This window comes from Chryseobacterium sp. FG46 (genome assembly GCF_057809135.1).
In genome coordinates this window covers 1-25,412 of the sequence record NZ_JBMDJJ010000008.1, presented here as the reverse complement: position 1 = coordinate 25,412, position 25,412 = coordinate 1, and the positions used below count along the sequence as shown (strand labels likewise).

The window sequence follows — 25,412 nt, the reverse complement described above, 5'->3', positions numbered from 1 at the left end:
TGTATATTTGCTTCCTATGGAAAATGCACTTCACGAAAAAGTTTCTCAGGATATATTACTCAAAGCGTATAATCATATGATGCTGGCCAAAGCAATGGCAGATATTTACGAAGAAAACAGAAATGTCTGTAAATACGTTCATAGTACATCAAGAGGCCACGAAGCCATACAGCTTGCAACAGCCTATCAGCTAAAGAAAGAAGACTGGGTTTCTCCTTATTACAGAGACGAAAGTATTCTTTTAGGAATCGGTTTTGAACCCTACCAATTAATGCTTCAGTTACTGGCTAAAGCTGATGATCCTTTTTCAGGAGGAAGATCTTATTACTCACACCCTTCAAGCAGGGATGAAAACAAACCCAAAATCGTTCACCAGAGTTCTGCCACAGGAATGCAGACTATCCCTACTACAGGAGTAGCACAGGGAATCAAATATATTCAGGATTTCAACCTTCAGAATTTTGAAAACAACCCTGTTGTGGTTTGCAGCCTTGGAGATAATTCCGTTACGGAAGGTGAAGTGAGTGAAGCTTTACAGTTTGCCGCTTTACACCAGCTTCCTATCATTTTCCTGGTTCAGGATAATGAATGGGGAATTTCTGTAACTAAAGACGAAGCAAGAACCTGTGACGCTTATGATTTTGTAGCAGGATTCACCGGATTAAGCAGAATGAGAGTAGACGGAACTGATTTTGTGGAAAGTTTCGAAGCCATGAAAAAAGCCGTGGACTTTGTAAGAACAGAAAGAAAACCTTTGGTTGTCTGTGCAAAAACGGTATTGATTGGTCATCACACTTCCGGAGTAAGAAGAGAATTCTATAGAGACGAAGAAGATTTAACAAAGCATAGAGCTAAAGATCCGGGAGAAATCCTTAGAAAACATTTACTGGAAACAGGTACTGATGAGGATCTTTTAAAGCAAATTACTAAAAAGGCCCGTCTTGAAGCAGAAGAAGCTTTTGAAAAAGCTAAGAATGCAGAAGACCCAAAGCCTGAAACTGTAATGCAGCACGTTTTTGCTCCTACTCCAATCACAGAGGAAACAGGAACACGCGAGCCTGCCAACGGAGAAAAAATTGTCATGGTAGATGCTGCCATCCACGCTATACAGGAATTGATGTGGAAACATCCTGAAGCGCTTCTTTACGGACAGGATGTAGGAGAAAGAATTGGTGGAGTTTTCCGTGAAACGGTTACTTTAGGAAAAAAATTCGGCAGCAAAAGAGTATTCAATACAGCCATTCAGGAAGCTTATATCATTGGATCTACGGCGGGAATGAGTGCTGTGGGATTAAAACCTATCGTTGAGGTACAGTTTGCAGATTATATTTATCCGGGGATCAACCAGTTGATTACGGAAATTTCAAAATCAAGTTATTTAAGTGGCGGAAAATTCCCGGTAAGCAATATCATCCGTGTTCCTATCGGAGCCTATGGCGGCGGCGGTCCTTACCATAGTGGAAGTGTGGAAAGTATCTTAGCCAATATCAAAGGAATCAAAATAGCATACCCAAGTAATGCTGCAGATTTTAAAGGTTTGCTAAAAGCAGCTTATTATGATCCGAACCCGGTAGTGATGCTGGAGCACAAAGGGTTGTACTGGAGTAAAGTCCCGGGAACTGAAGATGCCAAAACGATAGAGCCTGCTGAAGACTATGTTCTTCCATTCGGAAAAGGTAAAGTGATTATTGAAGCTGATAAAGATGAAACTGAAAAAGGCAGAACTTTGTTAGTGGTTACTTACGGTATGGGAGTTTACTGGGCTAAAGAAGCAGCTAAGAATTTCAACGGAAGAGTGGAAGTGATTGACTTAAGAACATTAATTCCTCTGGATGAAGAACTTGTTTTTGAAAGAGTAAAAGCCCATGGAAAATGTATTGTTCTTACTGAAGAACAGCTTAATAACTCTTTTGCAGAAGCATTTGCACATCGTATTTCTAAAAACTGCTTCAAATATCTTGATGCTCCGGTAGAAACAATGGGATCACTGGATATACCTGCCGTTCCGATCAATCTGGTTCTGGAAAAAGAAATGCTTCCAAATGCTGAAAAGCTCAGCAGTAAGATCGAAGAAATGCTTAAATATTAATTTTACATAAACTTAAACTTAAAACCTCTACATATTTTTAGAGGTTTTTTTATGCAATTTTTTCACTACTTTTATTTAACATTATCAATCTAAATTCTAGTCGATTATAAACCAGCAAAACTCAATTATCTATTATCTGACAGATATTACGAAATAGAATTAATCCTAGTTTGGTACTTATTTTGTCTATACACGCAAAACACATCTATCTTTATGATTACAACCAAATACGTCAATTACAAACAGGTTCTCAATTTATCAGGTTTTCATCTTATACTGATTTCTATCTGGTGTACTCTGATAGCTGTCTTATTCTATTTTTTCAATTGGCAGTGGATGACAATTCCATGGGTTCCTGTGGCTCTGATTGGTACAGCAGAAGCATTCCTTGTGGGTTTCAAAAACAACCAGGCCTATGACAGACTTTGGGAAGCCAGAAAAATCTGGGGAGGAATTGTGAATTCCAGCCGCTCATTTGCTTCTATGGTGTATGCTTTTGATACAAAAAATGAAGAAATTGGTGTTTTTGATCTTGAAGACCGTAAAAGAAGAATCGTTTATCGTCATATTGCATGGTTATATACTTTCCGGGAACAGCTTCTGATTCCCACAGAATGGGAACATATCAGTACAGAAAATAATAAATTCGGGAATATCAACCTGCGAAGAAACAGATTGATTAAGGCTGGTTTTCCTGATTATGGGAGAGCGCCAATTTTCCTGCACAAATATCTTTCAGAAGAAGAATACGAGCTAAAAAATGATTATAAAAACTTTGCTACATATCTGATTGCCCAGCAGGCCAAAGATATCAATGAACTGAAAAACATGAATGCCATTACAGAATTCAACCAGACTCAGCTTCAAAACGCTTTGAATGAATTCTATAATTTCCAGGGACAGGCAGAAAGAATCAAGAAATTTCCTTCTCCAAGACAGTTTGCCAGCACAGCCTTTGTTTTCAACATTCTGTTCATTATGCTTCTTCCGCTTGGATTAGTCAATGAATTTGCCAAATTGGGCGATTGGGGAATCTGGACCTCTATTCCGTTTTGCATCATCATCGGATGGATTTACATTATTATGGAGCTGGTAGGAGATTATTCTGAAAATCCTTTTGCCGGATTAATGTTTGACGTTCCTATGTTATCTATCTGCAGGACGATTGAAATAGACCTCCTTCAGATGAGTGGAGAAACAGATCTACCTGATCCTATTGCTTCCAAAAACGGAGTCTTAGTATAATTTCTGAGGTCATTTTATTAAAAACAGAGTTTAAGAATTTCGATAAAACCAGAAATATTCAGTAAAATATGTTTTAAAGTTCATTGTTTTTCATAATTTAGAGGCAATGAAAGCAAAAGCTATGTTGATTCATCCGAATTGATTTGGCTTTTACTTTTTTCATCAGCTAATAATTTATCCCTTCTTTTTTAAACAATGAGATCCAAGCAATTCCTGCAGGCTATGACAATGCTATGTCTTATCCTGTTCTGCTCTAAACTGAAGTCACAGGCTGCCTTCAACAATGAATTACCTAAAGAATTTACAGACCAATTCACCCAAGAAATTAACGACAGTATTCCTTCCATAGGCTCTTTTATTGTTTCGCAAAACAATAAAGTAGTTTATGAGCAGTATTTTCATGGAGCCAACAAAGAAACGATCTTCAGTATAAAATCTGTAACCAAAAGTATCGTCTCTGTTCTGGCAGGCATTGCACAGGATAAAAACATCCTTCCCAACCTCAATACTCCGGTTTTAAAAATTCTTCCGGAATATAATGTCTCAAGAAGCAGTTTTAAAAACATTTCCAATATTGAAGGAAAGGCAGCTCATGACTCTATCAGAAATACATTAACGTTAAAAAATCTGCTGACCATGCAGGGTGGTTTTGACTGGATTGAAAATTCAAAAATTTCAACGGCTATGTCATTTTCCGGTGATCCTGTCAAATTTGTACTGGATCTTCCTTTTGAAGAATATCCGGGAACCGTATTCAACTATAACAGTGGCGAAACCCATCTTTTCGGAGCTGCTTTGGCAAAGGTGGTAAAGACCAGCCTGAAACAATTTGCGGCTGAAAATCTTTTTAAACCATTAAAGATAAATACCCCAAGATGGGACACGGATTCTATGAACAGGAATATTGGTGGTTCGGAAATGTTTATGAAATCTGAAGACATGCTGAAATTTGGTTTGATGATTCTCAATAACGGAAAATTGGGCGGCAAACAGATCGTCTCTTCAAAATGGATTCAGGAATCTACTTCTGAACAGGTACAACTGAATGCCTGGGATGTCATGCCGAATGCCAACGGTTACGGCTATTACTGGTGGCGAAGAAAAACAAACGGACATCAGGCTTTCGTAGCCACCGGATATGGTGGGCAACTAATCTGCATCATTCCTGACTTAAAAATGGTCATCGTAACAACCTGTTTTTTGAATGATAAAAATAAAGGCAGAACTGAGATTAAAAGACTTCATCATTTTATTGACAAAATGGCCAAAGCAGATTGATAACTGACTGGGAAATTGATCAATAATCTATAGTACAATCGCTGTCGTATTTTTCACTTCAGAAATCATAAAAGAGCTGTGTGTACTTGCAATATGTTGGAGCGTTGTAAGTTTCGTTAACATAAAACTGCGGTAATCTTCAATATCTTTCACTCCTATTTTAAGAATATAGTCATAATCTCCGCTTACATGGAAGCATTCTGTTACTTCCTGAAGATCCATCACTTCCTTTTCAAACTGTAGTACAAATTCTTTTTTGTGCTGGCTTAGTTTCACATGACACAAAACGATAAAATTTTTCTTAACTTTACTCTTGTCCAGTAAAGCCACATATTTTGAAATAACTCCTGAATTTTCAAGCTTTTTTACACGCTCATAAATTGCTGTAACAGACAATCCAAGCTTACCGGACAGCTCTTTGGTTGTTTGCTTACAGTCTTCCTGTAAAAAAAGTAACAGTTTCTTATCTGTTTCGTCAAGTTCCATAGATATTTTTTTGGTAAAAATTTAATAATATCGAAGATACTAAATATTTTTTCTAAATAAACAATATTTTACAGTTTTATATTCTACAAATTCAATTTTATATTGTAATTATTAGGAAATTAATGCAAATTGGAACGATAAAATAAAAACAATATTTATGGAAAACTTTAACGCAGCCAATGAGATCCAGGATCTTCAGTATTTTGGTGAATTCGGAGGAGTGAATCCTTCTATCTCAGACAGCTCTACCTACACGTTCCTTTCTGCAAAGACCATGTTTGATACCTTCGAAGGAAATGCGGAAGGATGCTATCTGTATTCCAGACATTCATCACCAATGAATCTTTATCTGGCCCAGGCTCTTGCCAAAATGGAAAACACAGAATCTGCCAACGTTACCGCATCCGGAATGGGAGCGATCACTTCTGTTTTGATGCAGGTGTGCAAAAGTGGAGACCATATTATCTCAAGCCGCACCATTTACGGAGGAACTTATGCTTTTCTTAAAAACTTCTTCCCTCAATTCAATGTAGCTACCACTTTTGTAGATATCAACAATTTTGAATCTATAGAAAAAGCAATCACGCCCACTACTAAAGTTATCTATTGTGAAAGTGTGAGCAATCCGCTTCTTGAAGTAGCAGACCTTAGAAAACTTTCCGAAATCTGTAAAAAACACAATCTGAAACTGATTGTAGACAATACCTTCTCCCCTCTTTCCATCTCTCCAACATTATTCGGGGCTGATGTAGTGATTCACAGTTTGACGAAGTTTATCAACGGAAGCAGTGATACGGTAGGAGGAGTATATTGTGCTACTCAGGCATTTATTGATGACACCAAAAATGTAAATTCCGGGGCATGTATGCTTCTTGGCCCAACCATGGACAGTTTACGGTCTTCAAGTATCTTAAAAAATCTGAGAACCCTGCATATCAGAATCAAACAACATAGTCACAATGCCATGTATCTGGCTGAAAGATTCGAAAAAGACGGACTAAAGATCTCTTATCCAGGTTTACCTTCCCATAAAAACCATGAATTAATGAAAAGCATGATTCATGATGAATACGGATACGGAGGATTACTGACTCTGGACGCCGGAACAACAGAAAAAGCAAATGAACTGATGGAACTGATGCAGGCCGAAAACCTGGGCTATCTTGCCGTAAGCTTAGGATTTTACAAAACCCTATTCTCATGCTCAGGAAAATCTACCTCATCTGAGATCCCTGAAGAAGAAAGAGCTTCCATAGGCATTTCTGACGGACTGATAAGATTCTCCATTGGTCTTGACCATGATATCAAAAGAACTTACCAAAAAATGAAGGAATGTATGCTGAAAGTAGGAGTTCTTAACCACCATGAAAACATTTCCATTTCCTAAATTTATTGTAAAAAGGCTGTTTCATTTTCGAGAAACAGCCTTTTTTATTTATCAACCTACCTGTTTTGATATTGATTAACAAATGTTGTGTGTAATCTTTTATAGGTTTAGGCTAAAGCCATTGGAAGATTTTATTGATTTGATGAATGGGCTTTAGCCCATTCCTATTGATATTCCTTTACAAATAATTATCCCTGCTATTTCTTATAATAATGATGCGGAAAAGCATCCTCAGGCTTCATTCTGAAAACATTCAGCAGAATCCAGGATTTCAGGAATCCATATCCGTAAGAAAACATTTGAATATAAGTAGAAATAACCGCCATTCCGGCAATACTGATGTTTTTTGTCAGCAATAAAGCATGAAACAGCACTAAAAAAGTATACAATCCATAAAAAGCAAGAATTATCCCTCTTCCCATAATAAAATACTCCAGAAAGCCCATCACATATCCCAGCATAAATAAAGTAGGAAAAGCAAAGGAAATCTTTACATAATTCGGGTGTCTCTGGTTAAGAATCGGTCTTGCACAGCCAAATTGGTAGACCTGTTTGGAAAACTTTCCAAAATCAACCCTACGTTTATGATATACGGCAATATCATCAAAAAAAGCTGTGGTAAAACCGTTTTCCCAAAGGGTCATGGACAGATCCGGATCCTCTCCTATTCTCATTTCTGAAAATCCGCCTACTTTTTCAAAAACAACTTTTTTCACGCCCATATTAAAACTTCTGGGCTGAAACTTTGAAACGGCTTTCTTACTGCCCCTGATTCCTCCGGTGGTAAAAACAGAAGTCATAGAATATGAAATAGCCTTCTGCATCAGATTAAATCCTTTATGCGCTTTATCTGCTCCTCCAAATGCGTCGCAAGGAATAGTCAGAATATCGTTTTTAATATGTTCGATATAGTCTTTTTCAACGATGACATCACTATCCACAAATACCAGCCATTCGTTAGCGGCTCTTGCTGCGCCATAATTTCTTGTCAGTCCCGGTCCTGAGTTATCCTTTCTGAAATATTTAATATCCAGGATTCCATCAAAATTTTTAATAACAGGTTTCAGATCGATTAAAGAACCGTCATCCACGATAATCATCTCAAACTCCTTATCTGTCTGTTGAGTAAGAGAAGTCAGCAGCTCAAAAAGTTCATCTTTCCGGTTGTAAATGGCAACGACAATAGAAATAGTAGGCTTCAAATTGAAAATTTTTCAAAATTACTTATTCGCAGAACAACCTACAAACAGTTTAACAGCTTATTCAGATAAATTAACGATGTTACATTGTATTCTTCTCACTGTATGTATTTTATCAATGAAATTCTGAACCAAGTAATTTGGCATTTTAAACAAAATAAACATCCGGAATCCCTCCTAATTTTGCTATAGAAATTTAAACCAACAAAAAAATGGAAACAATGATCAGCACATTACAGCAACCCGTTCAGTCAGGTTTTAATGCTTATTCAACAGCACAGGAAGTTATTCAGGGAATTGATCTTACCGGAAAAACAGTAATCATTACCGGTGGCTATGCAGGAATTGGACTTGAAACCACCAAAGTTCTTGCTTCAGCCGGAGCGCATGTCATTATTCCTGCAAGAGATATTGAAAAGGCAGGAAAAAACCTTGCAGGACTTGAAAATTTTGAACTTGAAAAAATGGATCTGATGGATCCGGCATCCATTGATGCCTTTGCAAAAAGATTCGTCTCATCAGACAGAAAACTGGATCTTCTTATTAATAATGCCGGGATTATGTGGGTACCACTCCGCAGAGACAGAAGAGGTTTTGAATCTCAGCTGGCAACCAACTATCTTGGACAGTTTCATCTTACCTCAAAATTATGGCCCGCTCTGAAAAAAGCAAATGGTGCAAGGGTTATCAGCGTTTCTTCTTATGGGCATCAGATGGCACCTTTTAATTTTGAAGATCCTAATTTTGAAAAAAGAGATTACGATACCCTTTCCGGATATGGACAATCTAAAACAGCTTGTAATCTGTTTGCTGTAGAACTCGATGAAAGAGGAAAAGAATTCAATATCAGAGCGTATTCACTTCATCCTGGTTCTGTATATGGAACTGATCTGGGCAGAGAAGAACCTATTGAACTTTTCAAACAGCTTGGAACGCATGATGAAAATGGAAATATCAAACCCGAAGTGGAAGCACGATTAAAAACCGTTCCACAAGGAGCTGCAACAGCAATCTGGTGCGCTGTAAGTCCTCAACTTAACGAAATTGGTGGAGTGTATTGCGAAAACTGTGACATTGCGGAAATAGACAGAGGACAAATTGAGCATAGGTTTGATGAACCAGCCACCATTCGAGGAGTACAACCCTACTCTGTTAACAAAAATAATGCTGAGCGTTTATGGAAATTAAGCGAAGAAATGCTGGGGTTTAAATTTGATACCAAATAACTGTTTTTTAAATACATTTGTAATGAAAAGCTTTTGACAATGGACTTCCAGATACAATACCTCACACCGGATATCAAGATTTCCAGTTATGACGACAAGCTGTTCAAAACGGAAACGGTTTTTGAATACCATATGCTGGTATGGTTCATATCAGGAGAAACGAAAATTATTCAGGCAGATAAAACCTATCTTTTCAAAGCAGGAGATATTTTTCTGATCCCAAGAAATCATCTTGCCACGATTATCAATTATCCCAAAGACGGACTTCCCCATAAAGCAGTAGTGATGCACCTTACTACAGAGCGACTGAAGGATTTTTACAGTTCTGTCGATTATCAAAGAAAAAATGGACACAGGGAGTCCACTATTCATAGTTTCAGCAGCCATCCGCTCCTCAAAAGTTGTCTTGCCTCTCTTATTCCTTATTTTGAGATTGACGGCCCGTTTCCTGAAAACATCGCCCATTTAAAGATCACAGAAGCAATCAGTATTTTAAGGGAGATTGATCCCGATATCGATACTTTACTCTCAGATTTTGAGGAACCCGGAAAAGTAGATCTTATTAACTTTATGGAAAAGAATTATATGTTCAATATGCCTTTGGAACGTTTTGGATACCTTACGGGAAGGAGCTTATCTACTTTCAACCGCGATTTCAGAAGGATTTTTCAAACAACACCTCAGCGTTGGCTTACTCAAAAACGTCTTGAGCTTGCGTATTATCATTTATCTGAAAAGAATAAAAAACCTTCCGATGTTTTTCTGGAAGTAGGTTTTGAAGACCTCTCCCATTTTTCACATGCCTTTAAAAAGCAATATGGATTTGCCCCTTCAATGGCACGATAAAATAATAAAAGGTTGTACTAATCTGTACAACCTTTTATTGTTTCAATTAAACTTATAATGTATGACAAGTTATTTTTTCTTTGGAATATCTGTATCTTTTAACTGCTTCTTTTGAGATATTACATTATGATTTAGAGCCAGTTTTTTGGGTTTTGAATCCGATGATTCCGATCCAGAACTAACCAGACCAAACACATCCAAAATTATATCAAATATTTCAAAAAAATTCCAGGACATTTTAATCTCAAAATTTATTATTTTTTGTTTATATACAGTTTTGTTATATAAACCAGCCAGATCTGAAATAGATATACATGACCACAGAAATAAAGAAAGCAATTACCGAACAGCTAAACAGAAGCAGCTTGAACAGCGTTTTAAAATAATACAGTTCCATCACATGCAGTATAAAAAATAGTACAAGCGAAATTCCAACTCCTATTAATGAAGTTATAACCAAAGTTTGTGTATAATTTTGAACTGGCAACAGATCTTTAAAAACAATTGAAAAAGAAAATGCAGCCAATACAATAAGTACTGCACTTACTTTCTCTGTGAAATATATGGATCTCTTTAACTTCTTCTTTTGAGGTTTCTCGTCATAATGCAGACTCTTTCTGTCAGCTTTTGAACGTGATGATTCCGAACCACTCTGAAACAGCCCGGATACACTAAATAGAGTGTCTAACAGATCAAAAAAATCCCCTAACAATTTTTATTGCTATTTATTATCCTCCAATTTATGTACTTTCTTCGTTCCTTCATACATTTCATACTGTAAAAATCTTGTTTCCAGCTTTCCGTTGAAAAGTTTGATCTTTCTTGAAGGACGTAGCCCGATCTTTTTCACAGCTTCTAAATCGGAAGAGATCAGCCAAGCCAGTGTATTGGGATAATGCGTTTTGAAGGTATCTCCTATTTTCTTATAGAAATCATCATCATTAATGGAAATTCTCTCGTCATAAGGAGGGTTGAATACCATCAATAATGGGAAAAGTTCTTTTTTAGAATCAAAGAAATTCTGTTTTTTAATCTCAATAACATCTTCCATTTCAGCTGCTTCTACGTTCATTCTTGCAGCATTCAGCATTCTCGCGTCAATGTCATAGCCAACAATTTTTCCATCAAACTGCCTTACTCTGTTGATTCTGAATTCTTTAATTTTTGCAAACAGATCAGCATCATAGTTATTCCAGTTCTGGAATCCGAATCTCTTTCTGAAAATCTGAGCCGGAAGATCCATCGCAATCATTGCTGCTTCAATCAATAATGTTCCGGAGCCGCACATGGGATCAAGGAAATTTCCTTTTCCGTCCCAGCCTGCCAGCTGAAGCATTCCGCTTGCCAGCACTTCATTAATAGGAGCCTCGCCCTGTTCTCTTCTGTATCCTCTTTTAAACAAAGGATCTCCTGAAGAATCCATAGAAATCATCACCAATTCTCTGTCAATATGAAGGTGGAATTTGATATCCGGATTTCTCGTTTCTACATTCGGGCGTCTTTTGAATTTTTCCTGAAAATAATCCACGATAGCATCCTTCATTTTTAAAGTCACAAACTGAGAATGTTTGAATGTTTCGGAATTCACCGTTGAATCAATAGAGAAAGACTGGTCAACATCCATGAAGTTTTCCCATTCAAACTTAAATAATCTGTCATAAAACTGATGTTGATTAAAAGCTTTGAATTCATGAATGGGTACCAGAATTTTCAATGCTGTTCTCGCAGAATAGTTGATTTTATAAAGAAAGCCAAGATCTCCTTCACAATTTACTGCTCTGTTTTTAATTTCAACATTTCTTCCGCCTAATTTCTTGATTTCCTCTGCCAGAATCTGCTCCAATCCGAAGAATGTCTTTATCTGTATTTTAATATTTTCTGTATCCATAAGTATGTATTAAAAGATTTAAAGCTTTAAAAATTAAAAGATTAACTATCCAAATTCTTATCTAATTGAATTTTTCAATCTCTTAATGTTGTAAAATACTTTGCTTTTAACCGCACAAATTTAACTATTTTTGCGTTATGGAATGGTTTGAATCTTGGTTTGATACCCCTTATTATCATTTGCTTTATAGTAACAGAGACTATACTGAAGCAGAAAACTTCATTACAAAGCTCACTGCGGACCTTCAGTTGCCGCCTCAGTCGAAAATCATAGATCTTGCCTGCGGAAAGGGAAGACACTCTGTTTTCCTTAACAAATTAGGATATGATGTTTTAGGACTTGACCTTTCGAGACAAAGTATTGAATCTGACAAACAGTACGAAAATCAAACGCTGCTTTTTGAAGTTCATGATATGAGAAACCCGATTGATGCAGATCCTATGGATGCGGTATTCAACTTATTTACAAGTTTCGGGTATTTTGATAATGAAAGTGACGATAAAAAAGTATTCCAATCTGTTTACAACGTGCTGAAACCCGGAGGATATTTTGTACTGGATTATCTGAATGAAGAATTTGTAAGAAATACTTTAGTTCCTGAAACTACCATCACCCGTGGCGATATTGATTTTAAGATCCTGAAAAAGATTGAGGGCAGACACATTATCAAAGACATCCGTTTTGAAGCAGACGGTAAGCCGTTTCATTTCTTTGAAAAGGTAAAGCTTCATACATTGGAAGCCATTCATGCATATGCTTCTGAATGTGGGTTTGAAAGAATAAAAATCTGGGGAGATTATCAGCTGAATGAATTTAAGAAAGAAAACTCCCCGCGTTGCATCAATTTATTTAAGAAAAAATAATGACAACAGTACTTTTACTGATTTTAAGTGTTGTAACAGGAGTATTCCTTGGGAAACACTTTGGTAAAAAAGAAAAGCTGGCCAAAAATCTACTGATATTAAGTGCCGGTTTTTTGATTACGATCTGTCTCAATGAGGTCTTTCCACAGGTTTACACCTCTGCAGGAAGCAGCAGCCTTGGGATATTCGTCATCGGGGGAGTTCTTCTGCAGATGATTCTGGAAGCCCTTACCAAAGGTTTTGAACATGGCCACTTCCATCATCATAGTGAACATAATATTCTTCCCGTTGCTTTAATGGTAGGGTTATTCATCCATGCTTTTATTGAAGGAATTCCTCTTGCCAATGAAACGCACGAGATGTCCCCTTACCTTTGGGGAATTGTATTTCATAATCTTCCTATTTCATTTATTCTGGGAGCATTTTTATTTAACAGAAAAGGAGAATCCAAAAGTTCTTCATCCTATCCGTCTATTCTCATTGTAGCCTTATTTGCATTGGCTTCTCCAATGGGAATGCTATTAGGTAATTATTTCAATCCGGATCTTCAGCCTTATTTTCTGGCTATCGTAGGAGGAATTTTCCTTCATATTTCATCCGTAATCATTTTTGAAAGCAATAAAAATCACAATATAGACTGGATAAAAATCGGACTGGTTATTTTGGGAGTTTCACTTGCATTGATGATGCATGTTTTCCATCAACATCCCACTGATCATTCTCACTAAATACAAAAAAGCTTCGAAATCCGGAGCTTTTTTATTTCCAGTTTGTATTAATGGGGCATTTTTTCCACGGTCATTACCATTAATCTTCACTCATAACACTTTAGACAAATAAGCTAAAATTCGTTTTTTAAAAAATATTTTACATAAAAAAATAAATAAAAATGAAATGTTTACATCATAAAATAAAATAAAACATTTTGTTTAACATTTTTTAACACACATGTAACAACGATACATTGTTTTTTGTACATTAGCCACATTACTATCACTTAGAAATGTATGAAAAGACAAAAAAAATTTACAACATCAGTCTGTTTTTTTTTAATGACCGGTTTTATAGCGGCTCAGACCACGAAGAAAACAGATTCTTTAGAAGAAAAAAAAATTGATGACATTGTAATTATCGGTTACAAAGCTCAGAAAAAATCCAGCCTTACAGCTGCTGTTTCTGTTATTTCCGACAAAAAACTCCAAGATTCCAATACCCCCAGCGTATCCGGTCTTCTGCAGGGAAAAGCTGCCGGAGTTCAGGTTTTGCCTGGCGGAGGTTCAGCAGGTTCTGTAGCTACTGTAAAAATCAGGGGCACTTCTACTATCAATGGTCCCAGTTCTGCCCTCTGGGTGGTGGATGGTGTAGTAATGCCCTATGCACCCAACCTGGATCCCAATCAGATTGAAAGTATCAATATCTTAAAAGATGCTGCTTCTACAGCTCTGTATGGTTCCAAAGCTGCCAATGGTATTGTACAGGTGTTTACCAAATCGGGAAATTCAGGAAAAGGAACATTAAGTGTTTCTCTTACTAATTCTTTTAATGTGTTTAACAACGGCCGCTTCAAACTTATGAACGGAACGCAGCTCTATGATTATTTCACCTCATTAAAAGATGCCCCGAAAATCCCTGAAACACTTAGAAACGATGGCTACAACTGGCTGAAAGATGGCACACAAACAGGAGCGGTACAAAGTTATACTATTGATTTCAAAGGTGGGTCAGATCATTCCAAAACCTATATTTCAGGAAATTATTATAATGAAACCGGAACAGTTAAAGGAGACGAATATAACAGGCTCTCGTTCAGAATCAATCATGAACAGACCATAAAACCGTGGCTGATACTGAAACCCAAAGTCAGCTTATCCTATACCACAGGAAAAGACACTCAGGCTTCCCTTTATCAAATGTACCTTAATATGCCATGGGATAATCCCAGAGATGCCAATGGAAATCTTATCCGGGTTGATGAGGATTACACAGATTGGTATGGAAGGGATAAAAGCAGTTACCTTTATGACCTTCAATGGAACTATGGTAAAAGCAACCGGCTGGATCTCATAGGAAATCTGGATGCCGAAATCAGATTTACCGATTATCTCAAATTCATCACTACGAACAATGTCACCTACAAAAACTATGATGACATGTACTATACCGATCCCAGATCGATCAACGGAACAAGTAATAAAGGGGAACTAACAGAAAACTACCAAAAAGATATCAGCAAATTTTTCAACCAGATGCTGAGATTTGATAAAGATTTTGGAAGTCATAACATCAATGCATTAGCTGCCTATGAATATACCGACAGATTCTATAAGGAATCAAAAGCAGGTGTTTACGGTGTAGTACCCGATACAGAAATTTTTAATACCGGAGCCACCACAGGAGAAAAACCCAAGGGAAGAAAGCTTGACCGAGCCTATAACGCTTTCCTGTTTAACGCCGAGTATGTATATAACAAAAAATATTTTATCCAGGGATCTTTAAGAAGCGAATCATCTTCTGCATTTGGTGCCAGCAAAAGAAACGGCTTATTCTATGCATATAGTGCGGGATGGAATATTCATAAAGAAAATTTTTTCAAAATAAAACCTGTTAACGAGTGGAAATTACGAGCAAGCAGGGGACTTGTAGGAAACACCCCATATCCGGATTACGGATGGCAGGACCTATATAGACTTACAGAGAAATATAACGGACAGATAGGAGCTACATGGTACCAGCTGGGTAACTCTGAACTAACCTGGGAATCTATCTATCAGAATAATATCGGGACGGATATCAGAGCGTTTAACAACAGGCTGACTTTAAATATTGATTATTTTAGTAACAAAACGAAAGACTTACTGGTGCTTGTTCCTCTACCGTCACTGACAGGTGTTGACAAACAGTATCTGAATATAGGTGACGTTAAAAACCAAGGCTGGGAGTTCAATGTAAATTATTCCATTATCCGCTCAAAAGATGTCAGCTGGGATTTGGGATTCAACATCAGCACTTATAAAAACCACGTGCTTTCAACCCGAAACAACAGTACACAGATATTGGAAAACCACCAAGTAGCAATACCCGGATATGATGTGTCCTCTTTCTATATGAGAAAATGGCTGGGGGTAAATCCGGACAATGGTGAAGGACAATGGGAAGTAATTAATCCGGACGGAAGCAGAAGTGCAACTTCAAAATACAACCTGGCTACCATACAGGTAGTAGGAGCTGCCACACCGGATTATTATGGCTCTGTAAGCACCAATCTGAATGTTAAAAATTTCTATCTTGCTGCGAATCTTTATTTCTCTCAAGGTGGACAAGTATATAACTCGTACAGGGAATTGTTTGATTCAGATGGTGCCTATCCTGATTACAACCAGATGGTGTTACAGAATGGATGGACAAGATGGGAAAAACCGGGAGATATCGCAACCCATCCGGCTGCTGTATATAACAATAATTCATTAACCAATAAGCCTTCGTCACGTTATCTGGAAGATGCCAGCTTCATCAAATTAAGATCCCTCAGAATAGGATATAATCTACCGGCATCCCTAACAGAAAAGATGAAAATAAAATCAGCGAATATTTATATCATGGGTGAGAATTTGTTTACCATCACCAAATTCTCAGGAGTGGATCCGGAAGTTGGTAATGCAGATGATCAAAAAAGCTATTCCGGCAACGCTGGAGCCATATATCCTATCCCAAGAAGATTTTCCTTAGGCTTAAACTTTTCTTTTTAAAAAATAATTATGAAAAAAATACTTATTCCCCTTCTCATAGTATCATTGACGGCATGTAATATAGACCGCTCACCATATGATTCAAAAGAATCTGATGTTATCCTGGCGGATGCAACAGGACTGAAGACCATAACATTAGGAAATTACGCATTGCTTAAAGGAGATGCCGACGGCGGTGGCTTTTACAACAACCTTTACAGAATCAGTGAATATGGAGGTGATAACATTGATATCAGCGGAACCACCAGCGATTCATTCTTTTATTATTACAACTATAAAAGTATTAAAAATAACGGGCGTACCAATACCATCTGGAATTCCGGATACAAAGCCATTATTGGGTGTAACAGAACTATATCAAAGTTTGCAGAAGGAAAAGACACAGAAACAGATCAGCTGATAGGCGAAAATTATTTCCTGAGAGCCTATGTATACTTTTCTATGGTCAATGTATTTGGAAGACCATACAATCAGGGGACAGGCAACCCGGGAGTACCCTTAAAAACATCTGACGATGTCAACGATTTGCCTGCCAGAGCCACTGTAGGAGAAATATACAATCAGGTAATAAGTGACCTTCTGAAGGCTGAGAAACTCATGACAGTTAATAAAGCCAATATCTATGCATCAAAAGAAACAGCACAGGCTTTACTTTCCAGAGTCTATCTTTACATGGAAAATAATGATAAAGCGATAGAATATGCAGATAAAGTTATCAATTCCGGGAGATACGCACTTCTGTCTAAAGCTGAACTGCCCTCTTATGCTACCAAAACACCAGAAACCAATAAAGAAACCATTTTTGCATTTAAATATAATAAAGATGGAGACTACAGCAATGGCTGGTACACTATAGGCTCTATGTATGCCACCATACAGAATGTAGGCTGGGGTGAAATGTACGCTTCTTCTACTTATCTGGATCTTATCAATCAGAATCCTGAGGATGCAAGGCTGAAGTTTATTTCTCCAAAATACAGCAGTCCGGCAGTTCCTGTAGCATACTGGGTACAAAAAGGAACCAACTCATCCGGTGCCACCACCTACAGCTATCAATTCCAAAATACTTTCCAGCAGAACGGAGATACTTATTTCACGATGAATAATATCAATTACCTGGTACAATCTGAGGCAGCACCCAATAAAACAAACTATTATTTCGTTAACGCAGCCGGTGGAAAAACTTATGTAAATCTGGATAATGACATGGATAAAAGAAACGGCTATCCTAAATTTTATGTTTTAAAATGTTCATTACAGGAAGGTGTTCCGCAATTGTGGTCTCCGGTTATTATAAGACTGGCCGAAATATATCTGAACAGAGCCGAAGCCTATGCGAAAAAAGGAAATATAGCTTCAGCACTTGCAGATGTAAATACCATCAGAACAAGAGCCGGAATACCTGTATATAATTCTGTTCCTGCAGGAAAGACCGCACTTGATATTGTTCTGCAGGAAAGAAGGCTGGAAATGGCTTTTGAAGGACATAGAAGATATGATGTCTTCAGAAATAAACTGGATCTGGACAGACAATATCCCGGCACCCATTTAAGTGGAAATAATGCCTTTTATACGGTACCTTATACCCATAACAGAGTGGTAGAATATATTCCTGAACAGCAGATCCAGATCCAGCCGAATCTGGTGCAGAATCCTGATTAATAGAGACACAAGACAAATCAGCAAAAAAAGAGGCTGTCCTGAAAGTTTGGACAGCCTCTTTGTATATTTTGATATTTTTTAAAGCTTCAGATTAGAATTTCCATCCTAAAGTAAGGAAAAAATTATTTCTGTTGTTTTTAACCTCACTAGCCGCATATGCTTCACTTGCGAAGATATTTTTAGCAGAATAATAAGATGAATCAGAATTACCATCCATATATCCTCTCATGAAAGGATTGGTGTACTTAGATGAAATATTCTGATAAGATGCATCGATATAGAATGATTTGAAATCATATCCAATACCGAAAGAAAGTGTATTTCTGTCACTTAGCATCATATTACTGTATGATTGATCTCCCACAGTACCTGCATCATTAAATCTACTGATTGTAAGGGCATCAAAAGGACTTGACTGGTAAGAGTAACCTCCTCTCAGTCTGAACTGCTGCACTCTGTACTCAGCTCCCACCCTCACTTCTGAAAGATTTTTATAGTTTTCCTTAAAGAAGTCATTTAATGTTCTTTCCGCACCTCCATATACCTTATAATCAGGTTTTGTTAGTCCAAGGGTATAATCAACATTCAATGAGAAGTTTTTACTTGCTACAAAGGCAGCACTCACTGTTGCTTTAAGCGGTGAAGTGAACTTTCTGTTTTCAGCACCCATATCATCTCCATAAACAGGATCGTTATAGAAGTAATAATTTCTGTCTATCGTCCAGAATGTAGGCGTTTCAAGAGAAGCTCCCACTCTGAAATTAGGACTTAATTTTCCGATTACCCCTAATGAAGCTGAAAAACCTGATGATCTTTCTGAATATGGAGTATCTTGCTTACTAAATGCTTCTGTAGAGCCATTGGCAAGATTTCTGTACAGTAAAGTATCATATTGATCCAATGAAGCATTGAAAAAATTGAAACCTGCTCCTAAATATAAATTATGATTATAGTTCGCTCCAACCCCAAAGCTCATCTTTGACAAGTTACCATATCTTTCATACATATGTCCTGCTAATGAAGCATCTTTGGTAATATCATCCTTATCAAAAGCATATACAATATTATTGTTGCCCGGAGACTGAATTACATTATCCAGCGTCTGGTTAGAAAAATTAATACCAATATTGATAAACTTCCATCCGGTTTCTGTCATCAAAGGAAAAGCAATTACTCCTCCTGCATTCCCAAGGTCACCTTTGGTTTTGCTGTAATCTATTATAGATCCCGCTAAAGAACTTGTGTTTTTATTTCCTAAAATAGATAAAGTTCCTGAAACCTCTCCTGAAATAGCGACTCCCAAACCTGCAGGGTTCGTAAGCAAAGCGTTTGCATCACCACCCAGCGCACCATTAGCTCCAGCCATCGCATTAAACTTAGCTGATCCCACCATAGGAGTACTTGAATAAACCTCTACCGTATTTCTTATTACAGAAACATCCTGAGCCTGTGCATAAAATGCAGCAGAAATACTCATTAATACTAAAGATTTTTTTAACATTATTTTTTAATAGTTTATTAATTTGAAAAATTATCTGAAGCCTCCTCTTCCGCCACCACCGGATCTCATTCCGCCGCCGCCTGAAGAACCACCTCTGAAGCCGCCTCCACCGGAGTTGAAACCACCACTGGATCTGAAACCTCCTGAGTCATTAGATCTGAAGCCTCCGTTATTGTTGTTATATCTTGGCTGTGGCTGCTGATAATTATAATTGGGTCTTGTTTGTGGCGTAGAATTACGGAATCCACCGTTAGATTGTGTATTTCTGAAACCTCCTGAATTACCGTTTCTGAAGCCTCCTGAATTGCTATCTCTGAATCCGCCGTTACTGTTTCTGAAACCACCATTATTATTAGTGTTTCTAAAGCCTCCATTATTATTTCTGAAACCTGAGTTAGCAGTATTAGTCCTGTAAACTGCGTTGGCTACGCCTGTATTCTGGAATCCGCCTCCGCTGATACCACTTCTTCTGTAAACAGGTCTGTTGTAGTAGCCACCACCCCAGTAACCTCCTCCATATCCCCAATATGGGTTTCCGTAGTATCCGCCCCAGAATGGATCATAATATCCTCCATAACCATATCCCCAGTATGGACTTCCCCATCCGTAAGAGCCTCCCCAGCCCCATCCGAATGATCCGCCCCAACCCCAGGACATGCTTGCACCCCAGCCCCAGCCACGGTTCATACCCCAGCCCCAATACGGGCTGTAACCACCATACCATCCCCAAGGAGATCCCCATCCCCATGAGTTATCATAGTAGTTCGTCTGAGAACCTGCATAAAGTCCCCAATCTGAGTCTGTAGCATTGGAGTTCCAGTTTGTATTGGTACCACTCCAGTCGTTATATCTGTTTTGCTGCTCTTTGGAATTCGTTTGTGCATTCTGAATTACATTGGAATCCTGATAGTCATAATATTCTCCTACTCTGTTTCCGCTATCATTAATGATAACTCCTTCAGGTAGCGTATCCTTATTGGGGTCGTAATACACCCCGTCTGTCTCGCTATACCCTCCCATCTGAGCACCACAAGACACAAGTAATAATCCGCCCGATATGGCCAATATCCCTTTGGATCTTAGCAGACCAAGCAAATTTTTATGTATATTTCTTTTCATGATAACGTAAAAATTTTTAATTTAAATTATATTTGCAATCTGTACCAAAAATGTACCAAAATACTGGTAAAAAAATCTATCAAAAATAGATTTTTATTTTTAGATAACAATAATGTACAAAAGTTAAAAAAATTTAAAAAAATAATGGCAAAATTAACCTCAAGAAGCGAAGATTACAGCAAATGGTATAATGAGCTGGTTGTAAAAGCTGATTTAGCTGAAAACTCAGGTGTGCGTGGATGTATGGTGATCAAACCGTATGGCTATGCAATCTGGGAAAAAATGCGTGATGAAATGGATAAAAAGTTCAAAGAAACAGGTCACGTTAACGCATACTTCCCGCTTTTTGTGCCCAAAAGCTTGTTTGAGGCTGAGGAAAAAAATGCAGAAGGTTTTGCAAAAGAATGTGCTGTTGTTACCCACTACAGGTTAAAAACCGATCCGGACAATCCATCCAAACTGATTGTTGATCCGGATGCAAAACTTGAAGAAGAACTTATTGTTCGCCCTACTTCAGAAGCAATTATCTGGAATACCTATAAAAACTGGATTCAGTCTTACAGAGACTTACCGATACTAATCAACCAATGGGCGAATGTAGTTCGTTGGGAAATGAGAACACGCCTTTTCCTGAGAACAGCAGAATTCTTATGGCAGGAAGGGCACACTGCTCACGCTACAAAAGATGAAGCTGTTGAAGAAGCTGAAAAAATGAATAAAGTATATGCAGATTTTGCAGAAAACTTTATGGCAATGCCGGTAATTCAAGGATTGAAAACTCCTTCTGAAAGATTTGCAGGAGCTGATGAAACTTATTGTATTGAAGCATTAATGCAGGACGGAAAAGCTTTACAGGCCGGAACATCTCACTTCTTAGGCCAGAATTTCGCAAAAGCATTTGATGTAAAATTCACCAACAAAGAAGGGAAAATAGAACATGCGTGGGCTACATCATGGGGAACTTCTACCCGTCTGATGGGTGCTTTGATTATGACGCACTCTGATGATTTCGGATTGGTATTGCCTCCTACCCTTGCCCCAATTCAGGTGGTGATTGTTCCTATCTTTAAAGGAGAAGAACAGCTGGAACAAATCAGTGAAGTGGCTTTAGATATTCAGGCTAAACTGAGAGCAAAAGGAATTTCTGTGAAGTTTGACAATGATACTCAGAACAAACCAGGATGGAAATTTGCAGAATATGAATTGAAAGGAGTTCCTGTAAGAATCGCAATGGGACCAAGAGACCTTGAAAATAAATCTGTAGAAATTGCAAGAAGAGACAACCTGACTAAAGAAGTTCGTTCTATTGAAGGACTTGATTCTTATATCGAAGATCTATTGAAAACGATTCAGCAGGATATTTATAACAAAGCATTTGAATTCAGAAAAAATAATATCACGAAAGTAGATACTTATGAAGAATTCAAAAAAGTTCTGGAAGAGAAAGGGGGATTCATCTATGCTCACTGGGATGGTACTGCTGAAGAAGAGGAGCAAATCAAGGATGAAACAAAGGCAACCATCAGATGTATTCCTTTAGATGATGACATAGAAGAAGGAATTTCATTGATCTCAGGAAAACCTTCTAAAAGACGTGTATTATTTGCAAAAGCTTATTAAACATTTTAATGATTTAGAAAAAAATCGTTAATTTTTAAAGAAATATTCAAAAAAAAATGACATTTGGACGGATTTTTGTTTAAATTTATATCAACATTAATCAAAAAAATTTATTTATTATGTCTTTAAATGTCATTGATTTAATTAAAGGACAATTAGGTCCCGCTTTGGTTTCACAGGCTGCATCGCAGTTTGGAGAAAGTGAATCCGGTATTTCTAAAGCAATTGGCGGATTATTACCTGCTGTAGTAGGTGGATTAGCCAATAACGCAGATAAGCCTGGCGTTGTGGATGCTATTACACAAGCCTCTTCAAGTGGAATTTTAGGAAATTTATTAGGCGGCTCGTCTAGCAATCCTATTATTTCAAACTTGTTATCTTCCATTTTTGGGGATAAAGTAAGTGCATTAGTCAATTCCATTGCCAGTTTTTCAGGAGTCAGCAATACGTCTGCTGGTTCTTTGTTAAACCTGGTAACTGGGGCTACAGTAGGTACTGTTGGAAAATATGCCGCAGACAATAATTTGGGTGCTTCAGGTATTTCCAGCTTACTGAATGATCAGAAAGGCATTATTTCTTCTTTATTGCCGGCAGGTCTTTCTTTGGCTTCCTTTGGATTAGGAGCTGAAAATTGGTTTGGTCAGGCAAAAGAAACAGTTTCTTCAGTAACTTCTACTGCTAAAGATAACATCGCTGAAGGTGTTGCTACTGCAAGAGAAAATGTTTCAGAAGGAGCCAGAGAAGTAAGAGAAAGATTTGAAAATAATAACAATAATAATCAAGGCGGAGGTTCAATCTGGAAATGGTTGCTTCCGCTTTTATTATTGATTGCTGCTGCTTATTTCTTATGGAAACAGTGCGAGAAAAAGCAGACTACTACAACCACTACCACTACATCTGACTCAGCAGCAATGGGTTCAACTGCAGATACAGCTGCTACAACAGCAACAGCAACCCCTGCTCCTGCAACAGCTAAAACAGATGAAGACATTGAGCTTAATGGGGTAATGTTAAAAGGTTACAAAGGAGGAATGGAAGATCAGATGATTACCTTCCTGAAATCTGGTGGTTACAAAAATGCTGCTGATGATTCTGCATTGAAAGATAAATGGTACGATTTCGATCACGTAAATTTCAAAATGGGAAGTTCTACTGAGCTTGAAGCAGGTTCACAAGGACAATTGGATAACTTAGTGGCTATCCTTAAAGCTTTCCCTGAAGCAAAAATCAAAGTTGGAGGTTACACTGATAAAACAGGAAACGAAGCTTCTAACGTAAAATTATCAAAAGCAAGAGCTGAATTTATCAAAGCTGCTTTAGCTAAAGCTGGCGTTGGCGCACAGGTAATTGCTGCAGACGGTTACGGAAGTCAATTTGCTAAAGTAGATGCAAAAGCTTCTGATGCTGAAAGAGCTGCTGACAGAAAAATGTCTATCAGATTTGCGAAATAATTTTTAGACTCAATAAAAATTAGATCCCGGGAAGCAATTTCCGGGATTTTTTCATGTCAGGATTTTTCTGTTTACATTTATTTAATTAAATTTGTTAGTCATTTCTAACATTTATGAGTTTCAATATAAAAAGTGCCTGGCGAAAAGATAAAACAAACCATTCCTTATCAGAGGTTTATTCATCAATCAAAGTACCTAAAAATGCAAATTTCTGGAGGAAATATCTTGCCTTTGCAGGACCAGGATTAATGATTGCTGTAGGCTATATGGATCCGGGAAACTGGGCCACAGATATCGCCGGAGGAGCTCAATTCGGGTATACACTCCTTTCAGTTATCCTTATTTCCAATATTTTTGCAATGGTTTTACAACACTTATCTGTGAAACTTGGAGTGGTTGCAGAAAGAGATCTTGCACAGGCATGCAGAGACCACTTTAACCCTACTACAAATTTTATTCTGTGGGTATTCTGTGAAATCGCGATTGCCGCCTGTGACCTCGCTGAAGTCATCGGATCAGCCATTGCACTCAATCTATTATTCCATATCCCTTTGACGTGGGGCATTGTCATAACCACAGTAGATGTTCTGATTATCCTTTTACTTCAGGCTAAAGGTTTCCGATGGATTGAGAGTATTGTAGGTGGACTTATATTTATCATTCTGGCTTGTTTCGTGTATGAAATTGTCATTTCAAAGCCTGCCTTCAATGAAATTCTGGGAGGTTTGGTTCCTCAAAAGGAAATTATTCAGAATCCTGCCATGCTTTATATTGCGATCGGGATTCTAGGAGCTACGGTGATGCCGCACAACCTATATCTGCACAGCAGTATAGTACAGACCAGAGATTATACCCGTGATACCCAAGGAAAAAAAGAAGCCATAAAATTTGCCACCATAGACAGCACTGTTTCATTAATGCTGGCATTCTTCATCAATGCTGCAATACTTATTCTGGCTGCTGCTACATTCCATACAACTGGAAACGAACATGTTGCAGACATTCATGATGCTTATAAAATGCTGACACCTATTTTAGGGGCTTCCATGGCAAGTATTGCGTTTGCTATTGCTTTATTGGCATCCGGACAAAACTCTACGCTGACAGGAACTCTTGCCGGGCAGATCGTAATGGAAGGATTCCTGAACATCAGATTAAAACCATGGCTGAGAAGATTAATTACCAGACTTATTGCTGTAATTCCGGCACTTATTGTCGCTATTCTTTATGGCGAACAGGGAACCACTGAATTATTGGTTTTAAGCCAGGTAATTCTATCCATGCAGCTGAGTTTTGCTGTTGTTCCGCTGGTAATGTTTACCAATGATAAAGCCAAAATGGGTGATTTTGTCAATAAGCCGTTCCTGAAAATCTGTGTATGGATTATTTCCATTATTATTATTGTTTTAAACCTGTACCTGCTGTACCAGACATTTACGGGAGAATAAAAAATACAGCTGTAGTTTTTAAATTGGCTATTGGGCATTGTTAAAGTGAATGGTGAATAGTCAATTTTTTGCTTCGCAAAGTCAATTATTAATCTTACCCTACAACAAATTCACAAGCAAAGCGGATTGACATCTTCATCATAGATAAGTGAATGGTCAATAGTCAATTTTTGTTTTGCAAAGTCAATTATTAATCCTACCCTACAACAAATTCACAAGCGAAGCGGATTGACATCTTCATCATAGATAAGTGAATGGTCAATAGTCAATTTTTGCTTCGCAAAGTCAATTATTAATCCTACACTACAACAAATTCACAAGCGAAGCGGATTGACATCTTCATCATAGATAAGTGAAT

General features: G+C 37.6%; 18 protein-coding genes. 13 read left to right on the top strand and 5 right to left on the bottom strand.

All coding sequences use genetic code 11. The features are described 5' to 3' along the window. Positions 1 to 16 precede the first annotated feature (16 nt). From ACODR7_RS07930 to ACODR7_RS07920, 3 genes are all read left to right on the top strand, one after another. A complete protein-coding gene (locus ACODR7_RS07930) occupies positions 17 to 2,089 on the top strand; it encodes an alpha-ketoacid dehydrogenase subunit alpha/beta (RefSeq protein WP_488838551.1) in 2,073 nt (690 codons plus the stop codon). Positions 2,090 to 2,302: 213 nt separating this feature from the next. After that, positions 2,303 to 3,334: a bestrophin family protein gene (locus tag ACODR7_RS07925; RefSeq protein ID WP_110367592.1), complete on the top strand. Its 1,032-nt coding sequence runs from the start codon at positions 2,303 to 2,305 to the stop codon at positions 3,332 to 3,334. Positions 3,335 to 3,529: 195 nt separating this feature from the next. Beyond that, positions 3,530 to 4,612, top strand: a complete 1,083-nt coding sequence (locus tag ACODR7_RS07920) for a serine hydrolase domain-containing protein (RefSeq protein WP_488838550.1) — start codon at positions 3,530 to 3,532, stop codon at positions 4,610 to 4,612. Positions 4,613 to 4,639: 27 nt separating this feature from the next. Here ACODR7_RS07920 and ACODR7_RS07915 read toward each other — a convergent pair whose 3' ends face one another. Then, positions 4,640 to 5,098 (bottom strand): Lrp/AsnC family transcriptional regulator, encoded by a 459-nt coding sequence (locus tag ACODR7_RS07915; protein WP_488838549.1) that lies wholly within the window; start codon positions 5,096 to 5,098, stop codon positions 4,640 to 4,642. Positions 5,099 to 5,255: 157 nt separating this feature from the next. On the opposite strand from ACODR7_RS07915, the gene ACODR7_RS07910 reads away from it, so the two are divergent. Then, positions 5,256 to 6,485: an aminotransferase class I/II-fold pyridoxal phosphate-dependent enzyme gene (locus ACODR7_RS07910; protein WP_488838548.1), complete on the top strand. Its 1,230-nt coding sequence runs from the start codon at positions 5,256 to 5,258 to the stop codon at positions 6,483 to 6,485. Between the two features lie 197 nt (positions 6,486 to 6,682). Here the strand turns inward: ACODR7_RS07910 and ACODR7_RS07905 are convergent, their stop codons facing one another. Further along, positions 6,683 to 7,687, bottom strand: a complete 1,005-nt coding sequence (locus ACODR7_RS07905; RefSeq protein ID WP_488838547.1) for a glycosyltransferase family 2 protein — start codon at positions 7,685 to 7,687, stop codon at positions 6,683 to 6,685. A gap of 209 nt (positions 7,688 to 7,896) precedes the next feature. On the opposite strand from ACODR7_RS07905, the gene ACODR7_RS07900 reads away from it, so the two are divergent. Next, entirely contained in the window at positions 7,897 to 8,910 is a 1,014-nt protein-coding gene (locus ACODR7_RS07900) for an SDR family NAD(P)-dependent oxidoreductase (RefSeq protein ID WP_488838546.1), read from the top strand. Between the two features lie 39 nt (positions 8,911 to 8,949). After that, positions 8,950 to 9,756 (top strand): helix-turn-helix domain-containing protein, encoded by an 807-nt coding sequence (locus tag ACODR7_RS07895; RefSeq protein WP_488838545.1) that lies wholly within the window; start codon positions 8,950 to 8,952, stop codon positions 9,754 to 9,756. A 721-nt stretch (positions 9,757 to 10,477) separates the two neighbouring features. Here the strand turns inward: ACODR7_RS07895 and ACODR7_RS07890 are convergent. Next, on the bottom strand, positions 10,478 to 11,644 hold the full coding sequence (locus tag ACODR7_RS07890; protein ID WP_076595697.1) for a THUMP domain-containing class I SAM-dependent RNA methyltransferase: 1,167 nt from the start codon (positions 11,642 to 11,644) through the stop codon (positions 10,478 to 10,480). A 137-nt stretch (positions 11,645 to 11,781) separates the two neighbouring features. Between ACODR7_RS07890 and ACODR7_RS07885 the strand changes: the two genes are divergently transcribed. From ACODR7_RS07885 to ACODR7_RS07870, 4 genes are all read left to right on the top strand, one after another. Beyond that, positions 11,782 to 12,507 carry a class I SAM-dependent DNA methyltransferase gene (locus ACODR7_RS07885; RefSeq protein ID WP_488838544.1) on the top strand — a complete coding sequence of 242 codons (726 nt, stop codon included), beginning with the start codon at positions 11,782 to 11,784 and terminating at the stop codon, positions 12,505 to 12,507. After that, a complete protein-coding gene (locus ACODR7_RS07880) occupies positions 12,507 to 13,235 on the top strand; it encodes a ZIP family metal transporter (protein WP_488838543.1) in 729 nt (242 codons plus the stop codon). The genes ACODR7_RS07885 and ACODR7_RS07880 overlap by 1 nt, the downstream gene beginning before the upstream one ends. A gap of 279 nt (positions 13,236 to 13,514) precedes the next feature. After that, the gene (locus ACODR7_RS07875; protein WP_488838542.1) at positions 13,515 to 16,253 is read left to right on the top strand and encodes a SusC/RagA family TonB-linked outer membrane protein; all 2,739 of its coding nucleotides are present in this window, start codon (positions 13,515 to 13,517) and stop codon (positions 16,251 to 16,253) included. A 9-nt stretch (positions 16,254 to 16,262) separates the two neighbouring features. Continuing rightward, a complete protein-coding gene (locus tag ACODR7_RS07870) occupies positions 16,263 to 17,915 on the top strand; it encodes a RagB/SusD family nutrient uptake outer membrane protein (protein ID WP_488838541.1) in 1,653 nt (550 codons plus the stop codon). 91 nt (positions 17,916 to 18,006) lie between these two features. Here ACODR7_RS07870 and ACODR7_RS07865 read toward each other — a convergent pair whose 3' ends face one another. Together ACODR7_RS07865 and ACODR7_RS07860 are read right to left on the bottom strand one after the other, a co-directional pair. Continuing rightward, positions 18,007 to 19,392 (bottom strand): OmpP1/FadL family transporter, encoded by a 1,386-nt coding sequence (locus ACODR7_RS07865; RefSeq protein ID WP_488838540.1) that lies wholly within the window; start codon positions 19,390 to 19,392, stop codon positions 18,007 to 18,009. Between the two features lie 54 nt (positions 19,393 to 19,446). Continuing rightward, positions 19,447 to 20,535 carry a prolyl-tRNA synthetase gene (locus tag ACODR7_RS07860; protein WP_488838539.1) on the bottom strand — a complete coding sequence of 363 codons (1,089 nt, stop codon included), beginning with the start codon at positions 20,533 to 20,535 and terminating at the stop codon, positions 19,447 to 19,449. A 144-nt stretch (positions 20,536 to 20,679) separates the two neighbouring features. Between ACODR7_RS07860 and proS the strand changes: the two genes are divergently transcribed. The 3 genes from proS (at position 20,680) to ACODR7_RS07845 (ending at position 25,054) form a co-directional block, all read left to right on the top strand. After that, positions 20,680 to 22,155, top strand: coding sequence for a proline--tRNA ligase (gene proS, locus ACODR7_RS07855; RefSeq protein WP_488838538.1), 1,476 nt, complete (start codon positions 20,680 to 20,682; stop codon positions 22,153 to 22,155). Positions 22,156 to 22,274: 119 nt separating this feature from the next. Continuing rightward, positions 22,275 to 23,606, top strand: coding sequence for a DUF937 domain-containing protein (locus tag ACODR7_RS07850; protein WP_488838537.1), 1,332 nt, complete (start codon positions 22,275 to 22,277; stop codon positions 23,604 to 23,606). A gap of 113 nt (positions 23,607 to 23,719) precedes the next feature. Next, a complete protein-coding gene (locus tag ACODR7_RS07845; RefSeq protein WP_488838536.1) occupies positions 23,720 to 25,054 on the top strand; it encodes an Nramp family divalent metal transporter in 1,335 nt (444 codons plus the stop codon). Positions 25,055 to 25,412: the final 358 nt, after the last annotated feature.

Excerpts from the sequence above, each read along its gene's own strand:
- ACODR7_RS07865 (WP_488838540.1), bottom strand. The coding sequence starts at position 19,392 with ATGAGTATTTCTGCTGCATTTTATGCACAGGCTCAGGATGTTTCTGTA.
- ACODR7_RS07845 (WP_488838536.1), top strand. The coding sequence starts at position 23,720 with ATGAGTTTCAATATAAAAAGTGCCTGGCGAAAAGATAAAACAAACCAT.
- ACODR7_RS07860 (WP_488838539.1), bottom strand. The coding sequence starts at position 20,535 with ATGAAAAGAAATATACATAAAAATTTGCTTGGTCTGCTAAGATCCAAA.
- ACODR7_RS07870 (WP_488838541.1), top strand. The coding sequence starts at position 16,263 with ATGAAAAAAATACTTATTCCCCTTCTCATAGTATCATTGACGGCATGT.
- ACODR7_RS07915 (WP_488838549.1), bottom strand. The coding sequence starts at position 5,098 with ATGGAACTTGACGAAACAGATAAGAAACTGTTACTTTTTTTACAGGAA.
- ACODR7_RS07890 (WP_076595697.1), bottom strand. The coding sequence starts at position 11,644 with ATGGATACAGAAAATATTAAAATACAGATAAAGACATTCTTCGGATTG.
- ACODR7_RS07920 (WP_488838550.1), top strand. The coding sequence starts at position 3,530 with ATGAGATCCAAGCAATTCCTGCAGGCTATGACAATGCTATGTCTTATC.
- ACODR7_RS07930 (WP_488838551.1), top strand. The coding sequence starts at position 17 with ATGGAAAATGCACTTCACGAAAAAGTTTCTCAGGATATATTACTCAAA.
- ACODR7_RS07900 (WP_488838546.1), top strand. The coding sequence starts at position 7,897 with ATGGAAACAATGATCAGCACATTACAGCAACCCGTTCAGTCAGGTTTT.
- proS (WP_488838538.1), top strand. The coding sequence starts at position 20,680 with ATGGCAAAATTAACCTCAAGAAGCGAAGATTACAGCAAATGGTATAAT.
- ACODR7_RS07880 (WP_488838543.1), top strand. The coding sequence starts at position 12,507 with ATGACAACAGTACTTTTACTGATTTTAAGTGTTGTAACAGGAGTATTC.
- ACODR7_RS07875 (WP_488838542.1), top strand. The coding sequence starts at position 13,515 with ATGAAAAGACAAAAAAAATTTACAACATCAGTCTGTTTTTTTTTAATG.
- ACODR7_RS07895 (WP_488838545.1), top strand. The coding sequence starts at position 8,950 with ATGGACTTCCAGATACAATACCTCACACCGGATATCAAGATTTCCAGT.
- ACODR7_RS07925 (WP_110367592.1), top strand. The coding sequence starts at position 2,303 with ATGATTACAACCAAATACGTCAATTACAAACAGGTTCTCAATTTATCA.
- ACODR7_RS07850 (WP_488838537.1), top strand. The coding sequence starts at position 22,275 with ATGTCTTTAAATGTCATTGATTTAATTAAAGGACAATTAGGTCCCGCT.
- ACODR7_RS07910 (WP_488838548.1), top strand. The coding sequence starts at position 5,256 with ATGGAAAACTTTAACGCAGCCAATGAGATCCAGGATCTTCAGTATTTT.
- ACODR7_RS07885 (WP_488838544.1), top strand. The coding sequence starts at position 11,782 with ATGGAATGGTTTGAATCTTGGTTTGATACCCCTTATTATCATTTGCTT.